This window comes from Maribacter hydrothermalis (genome assembly GCF_001913155.1).
Lineage (GTDB): Bacteria > Bacteroidota > Bacteroidia > Flavobacteriales > Flavobacteriaceae > Maribacter > Maribacter hydrothermalis.
This window is the reverse complement of record NZ_CP018760.1, coordinates 1,297,970-1,316,786: the sequence shown is the minus strand read 5'-3', so window position 1 is coordinate 1,316,786 and position 18,817 is coordinate 1,297,970. Positions and strand designations below refer to the sequence as shown.

Annotated in this window: 16 protein-coding genes and 1 pseudogene; 1 reads left to right on the top strand and 16 read right to left on the bottom strand. The window is 34.4% G+C overall.

What is annotated here, in order from left to right:
• Nucleotide 1: 1 nt before the first annotated feature.
• The 16 genes and pseudogenes from BTR34_RS05630 to BTR34_RS05550 form a co-directional block, all read right to left on the bottom strand.
• On the bottom strand, nucleotides 2-523 hold the full coding sequence (locus BTR34_RS05630; RefSeq protein WP_157483981.1) for a hypothetical protein: 522 nt from the start codon (nucleotides 521-523) through the stop codon (nucleotides 2-4).
• Between the two features lie 175 nt (nucleotides 524-698).
• Complete coding sequence (locus tag BTR34_RS05625; protein ID WP_068487283.1) at nucleotides 699-1,937, bottom strand: DUF2130 domain-containing protein; 1,239 nt, start codon at nucleotides 1,935-1,937, stop codon at nucleotides 699-701.
• 329 nt (nucleotides 1,938-2,266) lie between these two features.
• Nucleotides 2,267-2,803, bottom strand: coding sequence for a DinB family protein (locus BTR34_RS05620; RefSeq protein WP_068487281.1), 537 nt, complete (start codon nucleotides 2,801-2,803; stop codon nucleotides 2,267-2,269).
• Nucleotides 2,804-3,011: 208 nt separating this feature from the next.
• A pseudogene (locus BTR34_RS18905) lies at nucleotides 3,012-3,233 on the bottom strand (toxin-antitoxin system YwqK family antitoxin); the annotation flags it as partial.
• A 60-nt stretch (nucleotides 3,234-3,293) separates the two neighbouring features.
• Complete coding sequence (locus tag BTR34_RS05610; RefSeq protein ID WP_068487277.1) at nucleotides 3,294-4,319, bottom strand: toxin-antitoxin system YwqK family antitoxin; 1,026 nt, start codon at nucleotides 4,317-4,319, stop codon at nucleotides 3,294-3,296.
• A 444-nt stretch (nucleotides 4,320-4,763) separates the two neighbouring features.
• Entirely contained in the window at nucleotides 4,764-5,342 is a 579-nt protein-coding gene (locus BTR34_RS05605) for a hypothetical protein (RefSeq protein WP_068487275.1), read from the bottom strand.
• Nucleotides 5,339-5,971 (bottom strand): hypothetical protein, encoded by a 633-nt coding sequence (locus BTR34_RS05600; RefSeq protein WP_068487273.1) that lies wholly within the window; start codon nucleotides 5,969-5,971, stop codon nucleotides 5,339-5,341. The genes BTR34_RS05605 and BTR34_RS05600 overlap by 4 nt, the downstream gene beginning before the upstream one ends.
• Nucleotides 5,972-6,258: 287 nt before the next feature.
• On the bottom strand, nucleotides 6,259-6,771 hold the full coding sequence (locus BTR34_RS05595) for a PepSY domain-containing protein (RefSeq protein WP_068487271.1): 513 nt from the start codon (nucleotides 6,769-6,771) through the stop codon (nucleotides 6,259-6,261).
• Nucleotides 6,772-6,970: 199 nt separating this feature from the next.
• The gene (locus tag BTR34_RS05590; RefSeq protein WP_068487269.1) at nucleotides 6,971-8,596 is read right to left on the bottom strand and encodes a carboxylesterase/lipase family protein; all 1,626 of its coding nucleotides are present in this window, start codon (nucleotides 8,594-8,596) and stop codon (nucleotides 6,971-6,973) included.
• A gap of 24 nt (nucleotides 8,597-8,620) precedes the next feature.
• On the bottom strand, nucleotides 8,621-9,499 hold the full coding sequence (locus BTR34_RS05585; RefSeq protein ID WP_068487267.1) for a sugar phosphate isomerase/epimerase family protein: 879 nt from the start codon (nucleotides 9,497-9,499) through the stop codon (nucleotides 8,621-8,623).
• A gap of 40 nt (nucleotides 9,500-9,539) precedes the next feature.
• On the bottom strand, nucleotides 9,540-10,238 hold the full coding sequence (locus BTR34_RS05580) for an NUDIX hydrolase (protein WP_068487264.1): 699 nt from the start codon (nucleotides 10,236-10,238) through the stop codon (nucleotides 9,540-9,542).
• Nucleotides 10,239-10,431: 193 nt separating this feature from the next.
• A complete protein-coding gene (ablB, locus tag BTR34_RS05575) occupies nucleotides 10,432-11,286 on the bottom strand; it encodes a putative beta-lysine N-acetyltransferase (RefSeq protein ID WP_068487263.1) in 855 nt (284 codons plus the stop codon).
• A 34-nt stretch (nucleotides 11,287-11,320) separates the two neighbouring features.
• Nucleotides 11,321-12,520, bottom strand: coding sequence for a glutamate-5-semialdehyde dehydrogenase (locus tag BTR34_RS05570; protein ID WP_068487261.1), 1,200 nt, complete (start codon nucleotides 12,518-12,520; stop codon nucleotides 11,321-11,323).
• The gene (gene proB / locus BTR34_RS05565) at nucleotides 12,520-13,308 is read right to left on the bottom strand and encodes a glutamate 5-kinase (protein WP_068487259.1); all 789 of its coding nucleotides are present in this window, start codon (nucleotides 13,306-13,308) and stop codon (nucleotides 12,520-12,522) included. The genes BTR34_RS05570 and proB overlap by 1 nt, the downstream gene beginning before the upstream one ends.
• Nucleotides 13,301-14,116: a pyrroline-5-carboxylate reductase gene (gene proC / locus BTR34_RS05560; protein ID WP_068487257.1), complete on the bottom strand. Its 816-nt coding sequence runs from the start codon at nucleotides 14,114-14,116 to the stop codon at nucleotides 13,301-13,303. Before proC ends, proB begins: the two co-directional genes overlap by 8 nt.
• Before the next feature lie 376 nt (nucleotides 14,117-14,492).
• On the bottom strand, nucleotides 14,493-15,353 hold the full coding sequence (locus BTR34_RS05550) for a sigma-70 family RNA polymerase sigma factor (RefSeq protein WP_068487253.1): 861 nt from the start codon (nucleotides 15,351-15,353) through the stop codon (nucleotides 14,493-14,495).
• A 332-nt stretch (nucleotides 15,354-15,685) separates the two neighbouring features.
• Here BTR34_RS05550 and BTR34_RS05545 point away from each other — a divergent pair, with 332 nt between their 5' ends.
• Nucleotides 15,686-18,802: a WD40/YVTN/BNR-like repeat-containing protein gene (locus BTR34_RS05545; RefSeq protein WP_068487251.1), complete on the top strand. Its 3,117-nt coding sequence runs from the start codon at nucleotides 15,686-15,688 to the stop codon at nucleotides 18,800-18,802.
• Nucleotides 18,803-18,817: the final 15 nt, after the last annotated feature.

Sequence of the window (18,817 nt, the reverse complement as noted above, 5' to 3'; positions counted from 1 at the left end):
GTTACGGTATGGTACTTATTTCATTTAGTGTCCATTGCCCGTCAGCTTTTTTTACAAAGGAGAAACTATGTTGGCCACCTTCAAAATTTAAGGTAGGTGGGGTCGTGGTAACAAGAAAATGGACTGTTCGTACATTGTTTTCATTATCATCGATAAATGTAGTTTCGTTATCTCGTAATAGTTGTACAAACTGCGGGTTAAAAAGCAAATCAAAATCTTTTAGTATAAAACTATCTACTGGTATATAAATGAGGTCATCATAAATTTTATCGTACCAAAGAGAATCGGTATCTCTAAGAAGAATCATTTTTTGTACTTCAGATGGTGTATTTTCTAAACAATCATAACAGCGTATGGTTTTGCCTGATGCCTTTTTAAAAGCGACCTTGTCATTCTTTTCTAAAGTATTTAGAAAGTTGGACCATACCGTAAACAGTTCCACATTAGTAATTTTCTTGTCTTGCTTACATGATTGTACGGACATGCATAGAAGAAATACTATAAAAAAAAAGCGCTGTTTCATAGCAATGTTGTTTTTAAAATTCTTATTTAAATTAATTACAGCATACTTTAAGAGCTCATTAAGCATAAGTGAAAAGTAAAACTCGTTGCATCCTTAATAAACTTAACATAGCCAGAGGCGAACAGTTCATGACCGCCTATTCACTAATAAACTATTCCACAAACTAACTGATGCTCTATTCGTCAATACTAGAATCTGGTAACTCTAAAATAGTTGATGTAGACAGTGCATTACCGGCAATACCTTTAATTGAACCAAAAAGCACATTTATATTTTCTTGAACACCCCATATTTGCTTCTCGCGGACGGCGAAATTTTTGAAGGCTGCTTTTTTCTCGTAGTTTAATTGCTGAATCATAGAATCGTAATTTTCTATAATTCTATTAATATTCTGAACAAACTCGTTGCTGGTTAAGTAGGAGTATAGCAGTTCCATTTTATCGCCTTTGTTCTCGTCCTGTGATTTTATAGAATGTGTTTTTAGTAATAACTCGCGCAAAACTAAAGAGACGCTTTTTACTTCATTAAATCCGCAGATCCAAACCCCATTTTTTTCACCAAACCGTTCCATATCTGGAGGAAAAGTTTCGGTAACGATCACAGCAATATCAGCTTTGCAATTAATTTGATCTTGTTTTAGTTTATTAATCCAGTCGTTACTAAAGCTTTTGGTACGTTTACTCTCGTACACAATAGAACCACAGGTCTGTTGTAATGAGTTTATAACTGTTTGTATGCAATCTGCGCCACGTACACCCTTGCCTACTTCATCAATATCATCAAAAGGGTAGGTGCTTCTTAAAAGCTCCTCTAAAGCCAATTCCTGCACCTCTCCTTGCATTTGCATAGAACCTTGCTCGGCCTTGCGTTTCATTTCATCGATAAGCTTTTTTTGGTCGTCTAATTGCTTTTGGTATTCTTTCTCTTTCAACGCCATAGATTCGCGCTCCTTGGCTTTAGCTTTTTCTTCTATTTCGGTTTGTTTTTCAAGCAATTCTTTCTGAACATTCAATTTAAGGTCTTCTGCCTTTTCTTTAAGTTCATTTTCTCTTTTAAGCAGGTCAATTTCTTGTGAGCGTAAAGCACGGTTTTCTTCTTTCTTTTTTTCATTTTCTTGCTGCAACGATTTTAATTGCTGCTCAAAAATTTCGTTCGTTTGCTTTTGTATTTTTTCAGATTCTTTGGCAATGCGTTGGGCAAGCTTTTCTTTAAAAAGCTCGTTTTCCTTCTCTTTTTTCTTCTCAAATTCCTCAACTTCTAGTGCCAACTTATCGCGCTCCTTATTGAATATTTCTGCCTGTTCCGCTACTTTACGTTCATATTCTGCCTTAAAATGCGCTTGCATTTTACCAGAAAGCGCTTCCTCTACATCAAATTCATGAGCACAATTAGGACATTTAATTTTATCTACCATGTTATATACATTCAAAAATTCAACTATAAAAATACAGAACACATACCAAGTCCACAATGTTTAACCCTAATCAAATGAAATGAAAGTACATGGTTCGGCAATTTTTAATTTCCTGACAAATGTCATATGTAGAAAAGAGGCTACGCTATATTTTTGATGAACTAAAAATCACCCACCTATGATTTCAAATGTGTTACCACTAGTTAACTGGAGCTACGGCGTAATTTTAATAGCTATTTTCGGGGTAGTATGTCTTGGGCTAGTACTTGTTGTATACAGTTTAATGAAAAACGACAAGAAAAAGCAAGAATAGTTTTAATCTACGTTACTTATTGATATAATACATACCGCGGTGGGGTAATTCCTTTTAGGCGCATGGAAACTAACATTTGCCCTCTATGGTGCGTAATATGGTCTGCCAGTAGCATGAATATTTGCCGTTTAGAACGGTTAATCCCAAAATAATCCAACTCATCATCTAAATTATCAGCATTAAATTGCTCCATTAAAGCAATAGCCTCAATAAAAGTTTGGTTTATACGTGCCATCATTTCAACCTTAGTTTTATCCGCAGATTTAAAAACGGTGTCTGTTTGGTACACCCTTGGTTCACGATCTCCCAAGAGCGATTGGCTATGCCAATCTAGTGCAAAACCAATATGCATTAAATTCTCGGAAAAGCTTAAAGACTCCTCCGTTACTTTATAATTATAATGCTCTTCTGGCATCATTTCAGCAACTAGGTTTAAGTACTTGCGGGAGTTTTCTAGTCGTTCTATAAAATCGGTTATAAATTTATCTTGTTGCGCAAGAAGTGGGGTTATAGGGGTGAATAGAAGGAAGGTGATTAAGATAATTTTTTTCATGATGATTTTTTGATTGATGTATTCCACTTAAAGGTAGTAGGTTTGTAATTAGCTAAATTGTTATGTCTTTAAAATATTGAAAAAGTATATCCTAATCCTTTCGTTTTTATAAGAGCTACGTCTTATGTTTTATCCAAAAGTATAATCAAATACACTATCTATTCCCCTTCAGGGAGGGAATAGGGGTGGGTATTTACTAGCATGTGGGTTAATTTATGAGTTCACCCGCCACATAATTTTCTCTCTTAATTACTTCTCCATTTTCGTTAAAGTATATAACAGGACCGTTTTTTAGGCCGTCTTTAAAAATGGCTTTCATATTCATGACACCGCTTTCATAATAGGTGATTATTTCTCCATTTCCCTTACCGTTTATATACTCATCTGTTTCTTGTATTTTACCACTTGGGTAGTAAATTTTTACCATACCTTCTAAATAGCTATTGTCATTTTTATAAACATAGGTTTCTTCAGAAGATTTTCTCCCATTTTAATTGTAGTATGTCCAAAGACCATTTTTAAATTTATGAGTATAATTACCCTCAGCTTGTAAAATTCCGTTTGGATGGTAGTACTTGGCAGGTCCTTCTAAAAAGCTGATATCATTTTTATAGAAATAATTTAACTCCTCGCTCAACGTTCCATTTTCCCAAAAATATTTCCAAATTCCGGTTGTAAACCCTTTTTTGAAATTTCCTTGAGATTGGATATTCCCGTTTGGGTGGTAAAAGATAGTTTCGCCATCTTGCAAGCCGTCTTTCCATTCGGCAACAACATGTAGCGTGCCATTTTCATTATACTCATTACATTTTCCGTTTTGCAGATTGTTTTTTAGGTAGCAGTTTTGAGTAGCTGCAAATTGGCTGCCTATATTTTTATAACTCTGAAAAACATTGGGTTTTAGTTTAACCTGTTTAAGTTGACCATCGGTTTCTATTTCAACCATTAATGTTTCTCTACTTCTGCCATTATAGTTATAGAAATACTTCTCGTAAATAGGGCTAGATGCTATTAAACCGTAGTAGATAGTTCCTGTTCTGGCATAATCCGAAGCCACACCTACAAAATCAATATCGCATTGTAGAAAATATTTGCCTGGCTTAATATTAGTAAAAGTGAAATTCCCGTATTCGTCGGTTAGCGTTTCTATTCTATATTGAAATGCTTCTTTGTCCATTACTACATTAGTGTTTGGTTTAGTCCCAGTTTTAGTAACTAATTTTTGCCATTCTATTAGGTAGTCCGTAACAGGGAAAAGCATAACAATTGTATTGTTCCCATAATGCTTTACAATTTTAACACCGGCATCATTTCCACTTCTTGTAAATGCAACTCCTTTTATGGTAGATTTTCCTTCTTCTAACTTAGATGAAGTGTCGTTTTTATCAAAGAAAGCTTGAGGAAAATAATTGTAATTATTGTTATTGAATTGAGCACTCGAAAAAATGGAATACAATACAAAGGTATTTAAAAATATGAACTTTACTATATGCGCAGTGGTAAACGTATTTTTCATTTTATATATCAATTATTTTAATTGTACTCTATATTCTGTTGAAAGTAGTAGAGCAGCAATAAGTGTACTATCATTAAGTTGAGTACTAGCCAAATGTATAAATTTTATGAATTGAGTTATGGGAAATAAGTCAATTTTAAAGGGGTTGAAGTTTTCTATGAGAAATTTATACTAGATAAATTTTTGAGTCTCTAGACTAAAAGAAATCATTTGTTTTTAGTTATGGGTTTGTTGGGCTTATGGATTTTTGTTTTTAAAAGAGCTACTTCATTTGCTTTGCACAAAAAGTATACTGATTGTCACAAGATGTTCCTCTCCTGGGAGGAGCTATGGGAGGGGCTTTGTTAATTGAGTGTTTGCCACCGCAAGACTCATTTAACATATTAAACGTAATAATAGGATGCCAAACGTAGTTTTATTTGAAACTTTTGTTAAGTAGATTTTTTAGTTTAAAACCCCTTTTTTAAACAAGGTTAAATAAGGAGCTAAAAAATTATCTATTTCTTTTTTGTTGGTTAACTCGGCTGATTGTATTGTTATGGCAATAGAATAATTTTCTTTGTAGGTAGCGAGATACGTGATATTATAAAATTCTTTACTTTTTTTAATAGTCATAACTGCATTATCAAATATGTTTAAATCACTAATTCTATTACCGTTTACCTCTTGTTTTTTTGTCAGTTCATAAAGAAATGTATCAATATTTCTCATGGGTTTTTTATCTGCCTTTTCATCATAAATAATAACTTTAAAATCATAGTTTTCGGATTTATGTTTGTATTTGGCAACAATTGTATATGCAAAGCATCCAACTTTTTCAAAATTATAATCTGCAACTTTGTCTACATGGGGTAAGGCATCTAATAGATATTTTGTTTTGTCACATGTATTTACCGTAGTAGGAAATTTAGTAGTTTCATGCTGTGTCTCTTGTATAACTACTTCGGTTATTTTTTCTGTGTTATTTTCTTTACAAGAAATAAAAACCCACAATACTAAAATAAAAACGAGACTATTTTTCATAACAATGCTGGTTTATGAATAGCATCTAAATATTCATTTAAATAATCCTCAATAGTTTCAAGGCTGGCCGTTCCAGGAATTTTTACTGATATTTTAATAGAATATATTTCCTTATAATTTGCGGTATAGGTGGCGAAGGTTAAATTATTTGTTTCGGTAGCCGCTGTTATAGTAATAGTTGGATTATTAAATTGAGACAAGCTGCTCTTAAAAATATTGGTACCGGGAAATGTACTTAGCGTTGTATATGCGGTATTAGCTAAGTTGATCATATTTAATTCTGTATTTGCACTTTCCTCTGTAACTTCAAACAGGAAGGCATCTAATTCTGAAAAATCATCTCCGTAATAATGCGCATTTAACATTATAGAAAACGGATTTGGTTCTGTGGTAGCAATGCAATTTAATTCTCCAAAGTCAGTGCCTTTATAGTTGTCTAAATGTGGTAATGCGGTATATAAAATTGTATGTTCACTACATCCATTAATATCTTCAAATTTTGAAACATTAACCATCGTTGTTGCTGGTTTGCTTTCTTGAACAATGTTTTCTTCTAGATTGTTAGTTGTTTTTTCTTTACATGAAAATGTAAAAACCATAAGTACTAATACAGTAATTATTTTATTCATAACGAAGTAATTGAGCGTCAGTTATTTTTTAAATTATTAACGAAATGTATTTACGTAATATGCATGTTTTGAGACTGCAATGTAGATAAGAATTCGTTACTTTTTTAATCATTTTTAAATATAGATTAGAATTGTTTTTTTGTTATTAGAAAGTTTGGTGTGGTTGTATATTCCTAAATAATGAAAAGGATAAATTCCGTAAATAATTTCTATGTATCAATAAGATAAATACTAAAACGACTTAAAAAAATATTTTCAAGCAATTAAAATTTATGAAACTTGTATTTTTATACGAACAATAGAATAATAGTCAATATCATACCGCCTAATGTAAAATAAAGGCCTTTTTTAAAAACGGAAGTTTGTGGCATAAACATCCAGAATGAAGATACCACAAAAAAGAGTAATGAGAGTCCAAAAAATATATTCAACCAATAAACAGGGCTATCTGTAGTAGCTTTGTGCAGATGCTCCATTTTGCTTAAAATAATAGGGAGTTCCATTTTCTTTACTTTTGCCATTCCGGTTAAAGAATTATATTCCCCTTGTTGAAAATAGATGATATCACCTTCTGTTCTATCTGGTTTTACACCACCTTTTATACGTAAAGCACCGCTTAGTTCACCAGATTCCAAATTGGGATTAAGTTGTTTTTCTGTAATTTTTTCATTCTTTAAAAAATCGGTATCTCTAAAAATCATTAAAATGCCGCTTATAGAATACATTGCCATTATGCCAGCTAAAAAGAAGCCTAAATAACGATGAATAATTCTCATACGTAAACCGGTAGTCATTTTCATTCCTTACTTTTTAAAATTTGGTGTTCATGTAAAAAAACAGATGTTTTTTTCAAGTGATTAAGACAGTTTTTGTGGTGAAAGGTTTATTGAGAAAGTACTTAAAAAAGAAAACCCCAAAAAGAAAAATCTTAATGGGGCAATCTTCGTTGTTTGGTAATTATTATTTATAAGCTTTTGTTATATGTATTTTCCTTTTTTGTTAATCAGGGGCCTGACTAACTAATTCAAAAAGCTCTTTATCTAATTGTGGTTTAACTTCACATTTATTATTGAAATGCATAGTCGCGGTATTTTTACAAGTATAGGAAGGCCACTCAGGAAGATTTTTATAATTTGGATTTCCTGTTTTAGCAAAATTCAACCAAGCACCACTCATTTTTTCAGCAAGATCATGAGCTTCTTTTCCACCACCCGTCATATGATTTGCAAGATTAATATTGTCAAATACAAAAGGCAGTTCCATACAATGTAGGGCTTTATATTTACCATCAAAAACAGGAGATTGCCATGTAAAGAGGTACATAAATACAGGTGCGCCACCAGCCAGTGCTGATTTTTCATTCGCTTGCATTACTGCACCAGGTCTAAACATGGTGTCTACATCAAGCAAATCTTTTGGATCTGTATCGTTGGGATACGCTTTTTTTACGGCATTAACGTAGTCGTCTGCTTTATCCTTATAAGTATCTTGAATATGCTTCATTATGGTTTCTTCTGATGCTCCTATAAATCGCATATTGGCAAAAGGGGCAAATTCGTTCTTTGCGGTACCCAACATTAACGGGATATCTTTTGATAAGGCCAATGCTTGTGGTGAGCTTAATTGATAAGGCAGGTCAATACCATCTCTACTTGGTCCCCAATTAAGTCCAAAACCTATAACAGGTTTGCCGGCCGCTTTCATTTTTTCGGCAACAACAGCTAAAGCTTTACTACTTGCTTCCGCCAATTTTTCAAAAGGAATATTTTGAATTTCATCTACATTGGTATCATTTAAACCCAAAATGTTCAACGTTTCTGATGCAATAGCTTGTGTATCTTCTTTTTCTAACATAGCTGTTCTAAAGGAACCACTTTGGTTAATAGCTTTATGAAACAAACCTTTGGCTTTAGGCATTGACATTAGCGTGGTAACTTTTGCACCACCACCCGATTGACCAAAAATGGTCACATTATTTGGGTCGCCGCCAAAATTTTCTATATTGTTTTTAACCCATTCTAGCGCCTTTACCATATCTAAAATACTGTTGTTTGCAGAATGCTTGTATTTCTCGCCGTAAGCTGATAAATCTAAGAATCCTAAAACATTTAGTCGGTGATTAATTGATACAACTACCACATCACCTTTTTTAGCAAGATTTTCACCGTCGTAAGAAGGAAGTTCATGACTAGAACCAGTAGTGAATCCGCCACCATGAATCCAAAATAATACAGGTCTCTTTTTTGCGGTCGATGCTTCTGGTGTCCATACATTTAAACTCAGGCAATCTTCATTTGGGAACCCCCAGTCATGGTCAAAAACAAATTCAGATTCATCTTGTATTGAAATAGTAGGGTTAACTAAGGGGGCAACCGGCCCATACATGGTGGTACTTTTTACACCTTCCCATTTTGTAGGACTCTGAGCAGTTTCAAAACGTTTTGCTTGTGCGTACGGAATTCCTTTGTAAGTGGTAATGTTATTGTGAATATATCCACGTATTTGTCCAAATTCGGTATTCGTAGCTGGAACTTGCGTACCGGTGAGCACTACATCTTGTGCAGAAACGTTTGTATTAAGTATTATTACGACCATTAAGGCCATTAATGAAATAAAATTTTTCATAATTATAATTTGAAGTTTGGAAGTCTATTTAAAACCAATTTCTTCTAATCCGTCATGACTAATTTTAATAGCTTCTAATGGTTTTAATCCGTCGAAAGTCATATCCTGTTCAACCATATAATATTTCATACCGGATAGCTCTTTGTTGTCCAGGATATTTTTGAAATTGATGTTTCCCTTCCCAACTGGGGCAAATCTACCTTGGTCATCCATATCTTTAACATGCCAAATTTTAAAACGCCCTGGGTATTTGTTGAAATATGCAATTGGGTTCGCTTCTGCTTTGGTTACCCAATATAAATCCATTTGAAAATTTAATAATTTAGGATCAACATTTTCTAAAAGATAGTCAATAGGAACAATGCCATCAGCGTTCTTTTTAAATTCAAAATCATGGTTATGGTACAATAATTTTAAACCGGCATTATTTGCTTTTTCTCCTAATGTGGTTAATATTTTAGCCAAATCTTCTATTGAACCTGTCATGCCCATAGTTCTGTTTTCTTGGTTAAAAGTAAACATGCCCATTGGCGGTACAGGTATTACAAAATATTTGAAACCTGCAGCTTTAACATCGGCCATCATTTGGTCGGCATTTTCTAATGTCACCGACCCTTGGTGTGTGCTTATAGGTTTAAGCTTTAAAGATTTTAGTAAATCCTTAAAATCATTAGGTGTCATTCCATAGAATTTTCCATCAGCATAACCAGCAGCCTCAATATTTTTATAACCAGCATCAGAAACCGCTTGTAATGTGGCTTTGGCGTTAGTGCCCATATCGTCTCTTACCGTATACAAGGCAAGGCCTCCTAATTTTTTTTGTGCGTACGAAGTAAGGGTACTACCCAAAAATAGGGTAATTACGAGGCATTTTAGAATGTTGTTCAATGATGATTTTTTCATTATAGTTGTTGTTTTAAGGGTTATGTTGAATGTATACTGTTTATTTAAAACTATACAGGTATGGAGCTTTATGGGCTTTACCTTGAAATAGTTTTTCGTGTCGTTCTAATATATCTAATGATAGCATTTTTCGTTGAAAAGTGGTGCGTCTAAGGTTCTGGTCAAGTACTGCTTCGAATACCGATTGTAGTTCTTTCATAGTAAATTTTTGAGGAAGCAGGTTCATACCAATTAATTTTTCACTCAAATTATTTCGAAGAACTTGTAGCGCCTTATTGGCAATTTCATTATGATCCATCATTAATCTAGGTAATTCATCAATGGCATACCAACCAATACTATCAGATAAATGGTCTGGTTTAGGAGTTACTTTTTCGTAGTTGATTAAGGCATAATGCCCTACTGTAATAAAACGGTCCAGCATCCAATTATTTTCATTTAAATTTTTATTATTGCCTTTCAAAATGCGGCGCATTGCTTCAGGGTCAGAACGTTCTAAGTTTCCAAATACTTGAAATTGATCAAGAAATACATTTTTTAAACCTGTTCTTTCTTCTACTCCTTTTTTTACTGCCTCTTCTAAACTTTGACCTACTTCAATAAAGCCACCAGGTAGGGCAAATAGTCCTGTATTGTGGTATTCTAAAATAAGTATTTTAAGCAATTTTCCATTGAATCCAAAAATGACACAATCAAAAGAAAGGTTAGGAATGAAGTTCTTATTATCAGGGCCTTTCATGGATTAGAGAGGTGAAATTTAAATGCGTTTTTCAAATAAAGCATAAAAATTTATCTAATCAAAGAATTATTGTCATAAAATGAGACAATAAATAAAAAGTGTTAACCTCATGTGGGTAACCATATAAGAATCAACACTTTTCAAAATTTTGAGAATCGGTAGCTATTCAGTATATCACCTAAATTGGAGTAATTTATGATTGATCGTTTTTAAAATACCAAACATTCATACTTTCCATAGAATCTCTAACCATACAATTATTAGTTAAGGTGCCGGCTAGTATAAACCCATGTTTACTAAAGGTAATATTGAGTCCGTAAGACGTTGATCTTACCATGGTATAAATGGTTTTGCATCCTAGTTTATCCATTCTTTTTTTAATGTCTTGCACTAAGAAATACGAAAGGTTCTGACCTCTATAATCTGGGTGCGTTACAAAATCAACAATCTCTACATTGTATTCTCTTGAATTTACGGCAAGAATTGCCGATACTAGCAATTCTCCATTTTGAAAAAGGCCGTAATACTGATGGTTTAAATCTTTCAACTTTGAAAAATAGTCCGCATTTTTAATTTGGTGCGGATGGTATTTGTATGCCTTTTTGTGCAAATCTTCAAGTGTGTCAAAATCTACTGTAGAAAGTTTATTTATAGTAAGTTCATCTGGCATTTGAAAATGCGAATCGGAATTAGCCTTGTTGGCAGCCTTTGCAATAGTCTTGACCGTAGCTATAGTCTTGCTTATTCTTTCATCATTTGAATGGCGTTCTTCATTGGTGTATTCCGCTAGAAAATAACCATCGATTGTGCCGTTATAAAGACCCGGAATTTTGGCTTCTACTGTAAAACCTTTTGATCTTAATACGTTTACCCCCTTTTCAGATGCTTTGCCAAGAATTTTTTCATACTGTTTCTTTTTGGCAAGATCTTTCATTTTAAGTAGCAGTTTATCTAAATCAACGTTATCATTTTCAGAGAAATAGATACGCTTATGCATGTTACCATGGTAAACTAAGGCCCCACCTATGTTTTCAATTATTTCGAACATAAATTTCGATTTTCAATTATGGTTACTCCGTTTGCTATTCGCGAATTTGACCATCACCAAAAATGTAATACTTGTTAGTCACTAATTGCTTCAGCCCTAATGGTCCTCGGTGATGCAATTTATCAGTACTAATAGCTAGTTCCGCACCTACACCCATTTGCCCACCATCGGTAAAACGCGTTGACGCATTTTGGTAAACTGCAGCACAATCTACCTCTTCCATGAACTGCATGGCGGTATCTTTATTCGATGTCATAATTGTAGCGGAATGCCCTCCGGAATTATCGTTTATTTTTTCAACTGCTTCATCTAGTGAATCAACAGATCCCAAGCAGCATTTCATGGCTAAAAATTCTTCTTTCCAAATAGCATCATCTTTAATTTGTTGTGCATTTGTAAGAACGGAATTAACATCTGCATCAACTAAAGTTTCTACCCCTTTTGCGCTTAAAAGTTGATAAATATCTGTCAATTTCTTCTCATAATTTTCAATATTGGCATTGATCAATATCTTATCCAAAGCATTACAAGCAGATATTTTTTCGGTTTTAGCATTCATGATAACTTTCACACTTTTTTCCCAATCTGCCTCTTTATCAACAAATAAGAAGTTGTTGCCTCTTCCACTTACAAGCACCGCACATTTGGCATGTTCCTTTACAAAATTGATTAAACGTTCACCACCTCTAGGAACAATAAGATCAAGTTTTTCTGTAGGGTTTCTCAAGAACTCTTGCGTTTCCTCCCTATTCTTGGTCAACTGCTGTATGTACTCTTTAGGGAGTCCGTTTTCTTCAAGAGCCTTGTGCCAAAGTTCTACGAGAATGGTATTACTGTACAATGCCTCTTTGCCGCCTTTTAAAAGTATCTTGTTATTTGCTTTAAAGGCAAGTACTGCAGCTTCGATGGTTACATCTGGGCGAGACTCATAAATTATCATAATGGTTCCAAAAGGAGCCGTTTTGTTGGTGATATCCAATCCGTTTTCCAAATTTTGGGTAGAAATGATTTTGCCTACAGGGTCATCTTGAGACATTACTTCTTTAATAGATCCTATCATACCATCAATTTTTGAGTTTGTCACGATAAGTCTATCATACATTGCTTGGTCATCTTTCTTGAAAAGATCTAAATCTTTTTTATTAGCATCGAGAATGTTACTTCGGTTGTCATCCAAAAGTCGCATCATGCTATTTAAAACCTTGTTTTTTACTTCTGTTGAAATTATCTTCATTATGCTTCTGCTTTTTCTTCTAGGGTTACTTTTGTACCCACATTTTTTCCTTCTATAATATCAATAATGGTACGGTCTTTTTTACCGTTTGCAATATAAGTTGGGATGTTTTTGGCGGCTGCCTGTTGGGCGTAATCCAATTTAGAACCCATGCCACCACGGCCTTCGCCAGCTTTTTTATTATTGTCCTGAATAAACTTATCTAGATTTTCTTCGGGATTTACATGTGTTATAAGATCACTACTTTCTGCGTTTGGGTGCCCCGTATAAAGTCCGTCGATATCTGTTAAGATAATCAGCTTGTCGGCATCGATAAGCTGAGCAATTAAGCTGGCAAGCTCATCATTATCTGAAAACATGCTCATGGTAACCGAAACGGCATCATCTTCATTTGCGATGGGTATTACCCCTTCGGACAATAACCCTTCAACGCAATTAATCATATTCTGTCTATGTACACCGGGAGTAAAATCTCGTTTTGTGGGCAGTACCTGTGCGCATTTCATACCATAATCATGAAAAATATTATAGTATAATCGCATCATACGAGGTTGCCCAATGGCAGAATAAACCTGCCTGCGCTGGGTGTCGTTTTCAATACTTGATGCACCCAACACCTCACGACCTGCAATTACAGAGCCCGAAGAAACCAGTACGGTTAAAATATCTTGTTCATATAATTCTGCAATCTGTTGTACCAAATTTCGTAATACCGGTCTCACTATACGATTGTCCTTATTGGTCATAACGTTGGTGCCTACCTTTATTACTATTTTCTGTTTATACATGTACTTTTTCTTTTCCAAGTTCAACTGCACGTTCAAATGCTGCGAACGCGGCTTCTTTAATTAATTCTCCTACATTATTGTTTTCCATAGAATCTAACGCTGCACGTGTGGTGCCGCCTTTACTGGCAACTTTATCCATCCAAGAATTTGGGGAAAGTTCGTTTTGGTTAAAAAGTTCTATTGCACCCGTAAATGTCTGGGCTACCAATACTTTTGAAACTTTAGGGGTGAAGCCCATTTTTAAGGCTGCCTCCATCATGCTTTGCATGAAATAGAAAACATATGCAGGGCCACTACCAGAAATTCCTGTTGAAGCATCAATAAAATTCTCGTCACTAACCAGCACAGATTTTCCTGTCGTGTCCAAAAGACTTTCTATGGTTAAAAGTTCAATTCTTGTAACGTCTTTAGATGCGACAAAAGAAGTTAATCCTTTACCGATCTGCGCCGGTAGATTTGGCATGGCACGCACAATTTTTGTAAGACCCGTAAGATTTTTAATCGTTTCCATAGTTACCCCTGCCATAATCGAAATAACAATTTGTCCAGGTTTTACTAGCGGATTCAACTTTAAAAATACACTCTCTGCATGATACGGTTTTACCGCTATAAAAATGATATCTGCCTCTGGGGCACATTTCTTTAAATCATCAAAAGCATCAAACTGCGGATTCTCGTGTAGTTCTTCCAGTTTTTCCTCTGAAGTATCGAGTACCATTATGTTTCTTTTCTTAAGTAATTTTGATTTGGACATGCCTTCAGCATAAGTCAATCCCATGTTGCCGGCTCCTATTACTAGTATTTTCATGAATTCAATTTAAATTATTGGATAATGTATGTTTGATAAAATCATTAAATAAATAGCATTTTTTCAATGGCATTATTTTTACGCCCTTGATAAATTTGTTTGTATGTGTGTATTGTTTTTATCGGTATGCCTATAAAATACTTTGTGATATTTGTAACCTTTGCCTTCATAAGTCCGGTGCGTGTTCTATATAGTTCTTTCGTGGTGCTTTTTCTTTTGATGTAGATAAATTTCATGTAATAGTTTTTCAAACGGTAACATAACATATGCATCGCCAACTCCAAATTAGCGATGTTAAGTTTATGTTATACTATTTTTAAATAGTGTTAATAATAATCTCTATGTGAGGTAATTAGCTGTTTAGGTTAGCTTTAATTTATAGATAGGCACGTAAAACTTCGGTATTAGAAGTACGGCGCAAGGATTTTAGCCCTTTATCCTTAATTTGGCGAACACGTTCTCTGGTAACATCGAATAGTTCACCAATTTCTATTAAGCTCATGGCAGGTTGATTGCCTAAGCCAAAAAAGAGACGTATAACATCGCCCTGTCTTTCTGGAATTTTATTCAGTACTTGATTTATATCGGTCTCCAAAGACTCAGCCATTACGTTTTTATCGGGGCTGTTCAATTTTGTAGATTCCAGTACATTATATAGTGAAGAAGATTCACCCTCTTTAAAAGGAGCATCTAAAGAAATCGATTTACCGGAGTTTTTAATAGAGCTCTTTACTTTAGAAACGCTCATGTCCAGTTCTTTTGCTATTTCCGAAGCGCTAGGTGGTCTCTCGTTTTCTTGTTCTAAAGTGGAGTACACCTGATAAATTTTGGAGCTCACCGCTATTTTATTCTGTGGTAAACGAATCATACGTGACTTTTTTGAAAGTGCTTGCAGAATAGATTGACGGATCCACCAAACGGCATAGGAAATAAACTTAAAACCTCTGGTTTCATCAAAACGTTTTGCAGCTTTTACCAATCCTAAATTTCCTTCATTGATAAGGTCTGTAAGACGTAGGCCTCTATTTTGATATTGTTTTGCAGCAGACACAACAAATCTTAAATTGGCACTCACCAGTTTATCTAATGCCTTCTGATCACCTTCACGAATTTTTCGAGCCAATTCTACTTCCTCGTCTGCAGTAATCAAATCGATTTTACTGATTTCTTGAAAATATTTTTCTAATGATTTGGCATCTCTGTTCGTAATTTGTTTTGTGATCTTTAATTGTCGCATAGAATACTTTTATGTTAATCTATAACATAGCAAAATTTAGTTAAAATGCAAGATTTTGATACGTTTTATGATTTATTTGACTATTTTAAAGGGTTTTTTACTTGTTTTTGAACAAAAATATCCTTTTTTAGAAATTGTTGGTTTATAAAATCAAGGCTTCTTTGCTTTTAGTAACTGTTGAGGTAAATGAAAATTTATATTAGTTGACAAACAGTTATGAATATGTACAAATATTATGTCTAATTACTTGATAATATAAATTGAAAATTTTGATTAATAATACTATTGTTTAAACGGTGATTTCTATTTTTGGGTAAACTACCAAACATACCATGAAAATTCGCTTAATCATCTTCTTCTTATTTGTTTTTATTCAATTTACTTCTGCACAAAAAATTGACTTCTCTAGTTTAGAAAATCTAAATATTCGAAATATAGGTCCTGCAAATATGAGCGGGCGTATTACAGCTATTGATGTAGTTACACAGAACCCTAAAATAATGTACGTTGGAGCTGCATCTGGTGGCGTTTGGAAATCAGAGAACGGTGGTTCTGCTTGGAAACCAGTTTTTGACGACCAACCAACGCAGAATATTGGGGCGCTTGCTATTCAACAAAATAATCCTGATGTAATTTGGGTAGGAACAGGAGAAGGTAATCCTCGTAACTCCATGAATTTAGGCATGGGTATTTTTAAAAGTACAGATGGAGGAAAAACTTGGGTTCATATGGGATTGGAAGCCACTAAAACTATACACAGAATTAGCATAGATCCTACTAATCCTAATATTGTATATGTAGGCGCTATGGGTGATCCTTTTACTGCAAACGAGCATAGAGGACTTTACAAAACGGTTGATGGAGGTTTACATTGGAAAAAGATTTTGTATTCTAACGAAATGTCTGGCGTAGCGGACTTGGTGATGCATCCTACTAATTCCAAGAAATTATTCGTTGCCTTATACGAACATAAACGTACCCCGTATTATTTTACTTCTGGTGGTGAAGGTTCTGGATTTTATGTTTCTAATGATGGCGGTGAAAATTGGAAGAAATTAGGGGAGAAAGAAGGGTTGCCTTCTGGTAATTTGGGTAGAATAGGTTTTGCTATTGCACCCTCTAATCCAGACAGAATTTATGCAAAAATAGAGGCTAAAAAAAATACAATTTATCGTAGTGATGATGGTGGGAAAAATTGGAAAATGATTAATGATAACCCCAAGTTTGCGAATAATAGACCTTTTTATTTTCAAGATCTTGCTGTTGATTCTGAAGACCCAGATAGAGTATATAATATTTACCAACCATTATCAGTAAGTTATGATGGTGCAAGTACTTTTGATACGATACCGATGATACCTGCCGATGAAACAAAAGGTATTCATGCCGATTTTCATGCCTTTTGGGTAAACCCGAAAGATGCAAAACATTTTATAATTGGTGGCGATGGCGGTTTGGGAATTACCCAGGATCATGGTATAAGTTGGTATTTTCCTGAAACCATTCCTGTTGCTCAATTTTATCATGTAGGTGTAGATAATGATACTCCATATAATGTTTACGGCGGCATGCAAGATAATGGAAACTGGTCAGGACCTGCTTATACTTGGAAAAGAGGAGGAATACGTACATTATATTGGCAGTATTTAGTTGGGGGCGATGGATTTGATATTTCTCCTGATTTAGATAATTCTAGATTCGGATATGGCTCATCTCAAAATGGTGATTTATATAGGTATGATAAGTTAACCGGGCATTATGTAAGCATAAAACCACCTGCTCCAGATTTAAAAACTTCTTTACGTTTTAATTGGAATGCTGCTTTTGCAAGAAATCCGACAGATGATAATGCTGCTTATTATGGATCACAGTTTGTGCATGTTACCAAAGATAAAGGAGCAACATGGAGTATAATTTCTCCTGATTTAACCACTAATAATCCTGAACATCAAAAACCTGATTATGGGGGATTAACACTTGATGTATCAGGTGCAGAGCGTTATAATGCTATTTTAACCATAGCACCAAGTTCCTTAAATAAGGATATTGTTTGGGTAGGTACTGATGATGGTCAAGTGCAATTAACCACAGACGGCGGTCAAAACTGGAAAAACCTAACAACTAAAATAAAAGGGATGCCAAACGAAAGTTGGGTAGCCCAAATAGAAGCTTCTCGCTACGATTCCAAATCAGCTTGGATGGTGGTAAATAATTATAGAAAAGGAGACTATGACCCTTATGTTTTTAAAACTGAAGATTTAGGAAAAACTTGGAAGCAAGTTGTGAATAAAACTATAGTTAAAGGATATGCCTTGAGTATTATTCAAGACCCTATAGAACCAAATTTGGTGTTTTTAGGAACCGAGAATGGATTATGGATAAGTATTGATGAAGGAGACACTTGGTCTCAATTTAAAAACGGATTCCCATCAGTATCAACGATGGATTTGAAAATTCAAGAAAAAGAATCGGCATTGATTGTTGGTACTTTTGGTAGGGCAATTTGGGTGTTAGATGATTTGTTGACTTTAAGAGAAATTGCTGGCAACCGATTAGAATCTGGTATAACTGCATTACCAATGAACGATGCCGTACAAGTAAAAGGCTTATTTATAAATCCGCCAGGAAATATCTGGACAGGTTTTAATACGACTTTCGAGGGTGAGAATAAGCCCTTTCAAAAAACTCAAATTCCTTTTTATTTATCGGTCGAACCTACAACAGAAACCGGTGTAACTGCAATGATTTATAATCAAGAAAATAGATTGATAAACACTGTTGATGCTAAAGAGCTAACTAAAGGCTTAAATTATGTAGTTTGGAAATTAGATGAGAAAGCATCTTCTTTACCGGGTTCATGGACCGATGATTTTTCTAGAGATATACCTGTATTGCCTGGGGAGTATACAATTGTTTTAAAGCAAGGTGAGCATACAGATACTACTAAAGTAACTGTAGTTGCTGATCCTAGATTTGAAATAGATTCGAATGTGGATAAGGAGCTTTACGACTATAAAAAGGCAGTAGATAGTCAAGTTGAAATTTTGTCCAAAAGCTTATCTGAAATTGATGCTAAAAGCAAAAAAGTAGATGCCTTGATAGCTAAAACAAGTAAGTCTGACAATAAGCCTAATCAAGCATTGGTAACTAAACTTGAAGACATGAAAAAGTCTTTAAAAGAGCTCAAGGCAAAAGGCCAAACGCCAAAGCCAGAAAGGCAAGTAGGGGCGTGGCAATCTTTTGAAACATCGCCGTACTCAAAAATACGTGAAGCTTTAAGTATAGCTGCCGCACAAACAAATGTCATTTCTAATCAGCAGAAAGAAATTTTACGAGAGGGAAAAATACTGGTCACTGAGTTTTCGAAAACAGTAACCAGTTTTATGGAAAAGGAATGGACCCCATTTGAAACTATGGTTGAAAATAGCGACATAACTTGGGATAAATAATTAATAGCTGTAGAG

Bases quoted from the DNA above. Each gene is read 5' to 3' on its own strand.
- BTR34_RS05630 (WP_157483981.1), bottom strand. From the start codon at position 523: ATGAAACAGCGCTTTTTTTTTATAGTATTTCTTCTATGCATGTCCGTA.
- BTR34_RS05625 (WP_068487283.1), bottom strand. From the start codon at position 1,937: ATGGTAGATAAAATTAAATGTCCTAATTGTGCTCATGAATTTGATGTA.
- BTR34_RS05620 (WP_068487281.1), bottom strand. From the start codon at position 2,803: ATGAAAAAAATTATCTTAATCACCTTCCTTCTATTCACCCCTATAACC.
- BTR34_RS05610 (WP_068487277.1), bottom strand. From the start codon at position 4,319: ATGAAAAATACGTTTACCACTGCGCATATAGTAAAGTTCATATTTTTA.
- BTR34_RS05605 (WP_068487275.1), bottom strand. From the start codon at position 5,342: ATGAAAAATAGTCTCGTTTTTATTTTAGTATTGTGGGTTTTTATTTCT.
- BTR34_RS05600 (WP_068487273.1), bottom strand. From the start codon at position 5,971: ATGAATAAAATAATTACTGTATTAGTACTTATGGTTTTTACATTTTCA.
- BTR34_RS05595 (WP_068487271.1), bottom strand. From the start codon at position 6,771: ATGAAAATGACTACCGGTTTACGTATGAGAATTATTCATCGTTATTTA.
- BTR34_RS05590 (WP_068487269.1), bottom strand. From the start codon at position 8,596: ATGAAAAATTTTATTTCATTAATGGCCTTAATGGTCGTAATAATACTT.
- BTR34_RS05585 (WP_068487267.1), bottom strand. From the start codon at position 9,499: ATGAAAAAATCATCATTGAACAACATTCTAAAATGCCTCGTAATTACC.
- BTR34_RS05580 (WP_068487264.1), bottom strand. From the start codon at position 10,238: ATGAAAGGCCCTGATAATAAGAACTTCATTCCTAACCTTTCTTTTGAT.
- ablB (WP_068487263.1), bottom strand. From the start codon at position 11,286: ATGTTCGAAATAATTGAAAACATAGGTGGGGCCTTAGTTTACCATGGT.
- BTR34_RS05570 (WP_068487261.1), bottom strand. From the start codon at position 12,520: ATGAAGATAATTTCAACAGAAGTAAAAAACAAGGTTTTAAATAGCATG.
- proB (WP_068487259.1), bottom strand. From the start codon at position 13,308: ATGTATAAACAGAAAATAGTAATAAAGGTAGGCACCAACGTTATGACC.
- proC (WP_068487257.1), bottom strand. From the start codon at position 14,116: ATGAAAATACTAGTAATAGGAGCCGGCAACATGGGATTGACTTATGCT.
- BTR34_RS05550 (WP_068487253.1), bottom strand. From the start codon at position 15,353: ATGCGACAATTAAAGATCACAAAACAAATTACGAACAGAGATGCCAAA.
- BTR34_RS05545 (WP_068487251.1), top strand. From the start codon at position 15,686: ATGAAAATTCGCTTAATCATCTTCTTCTTATTTGTTTTTATTCAATTT.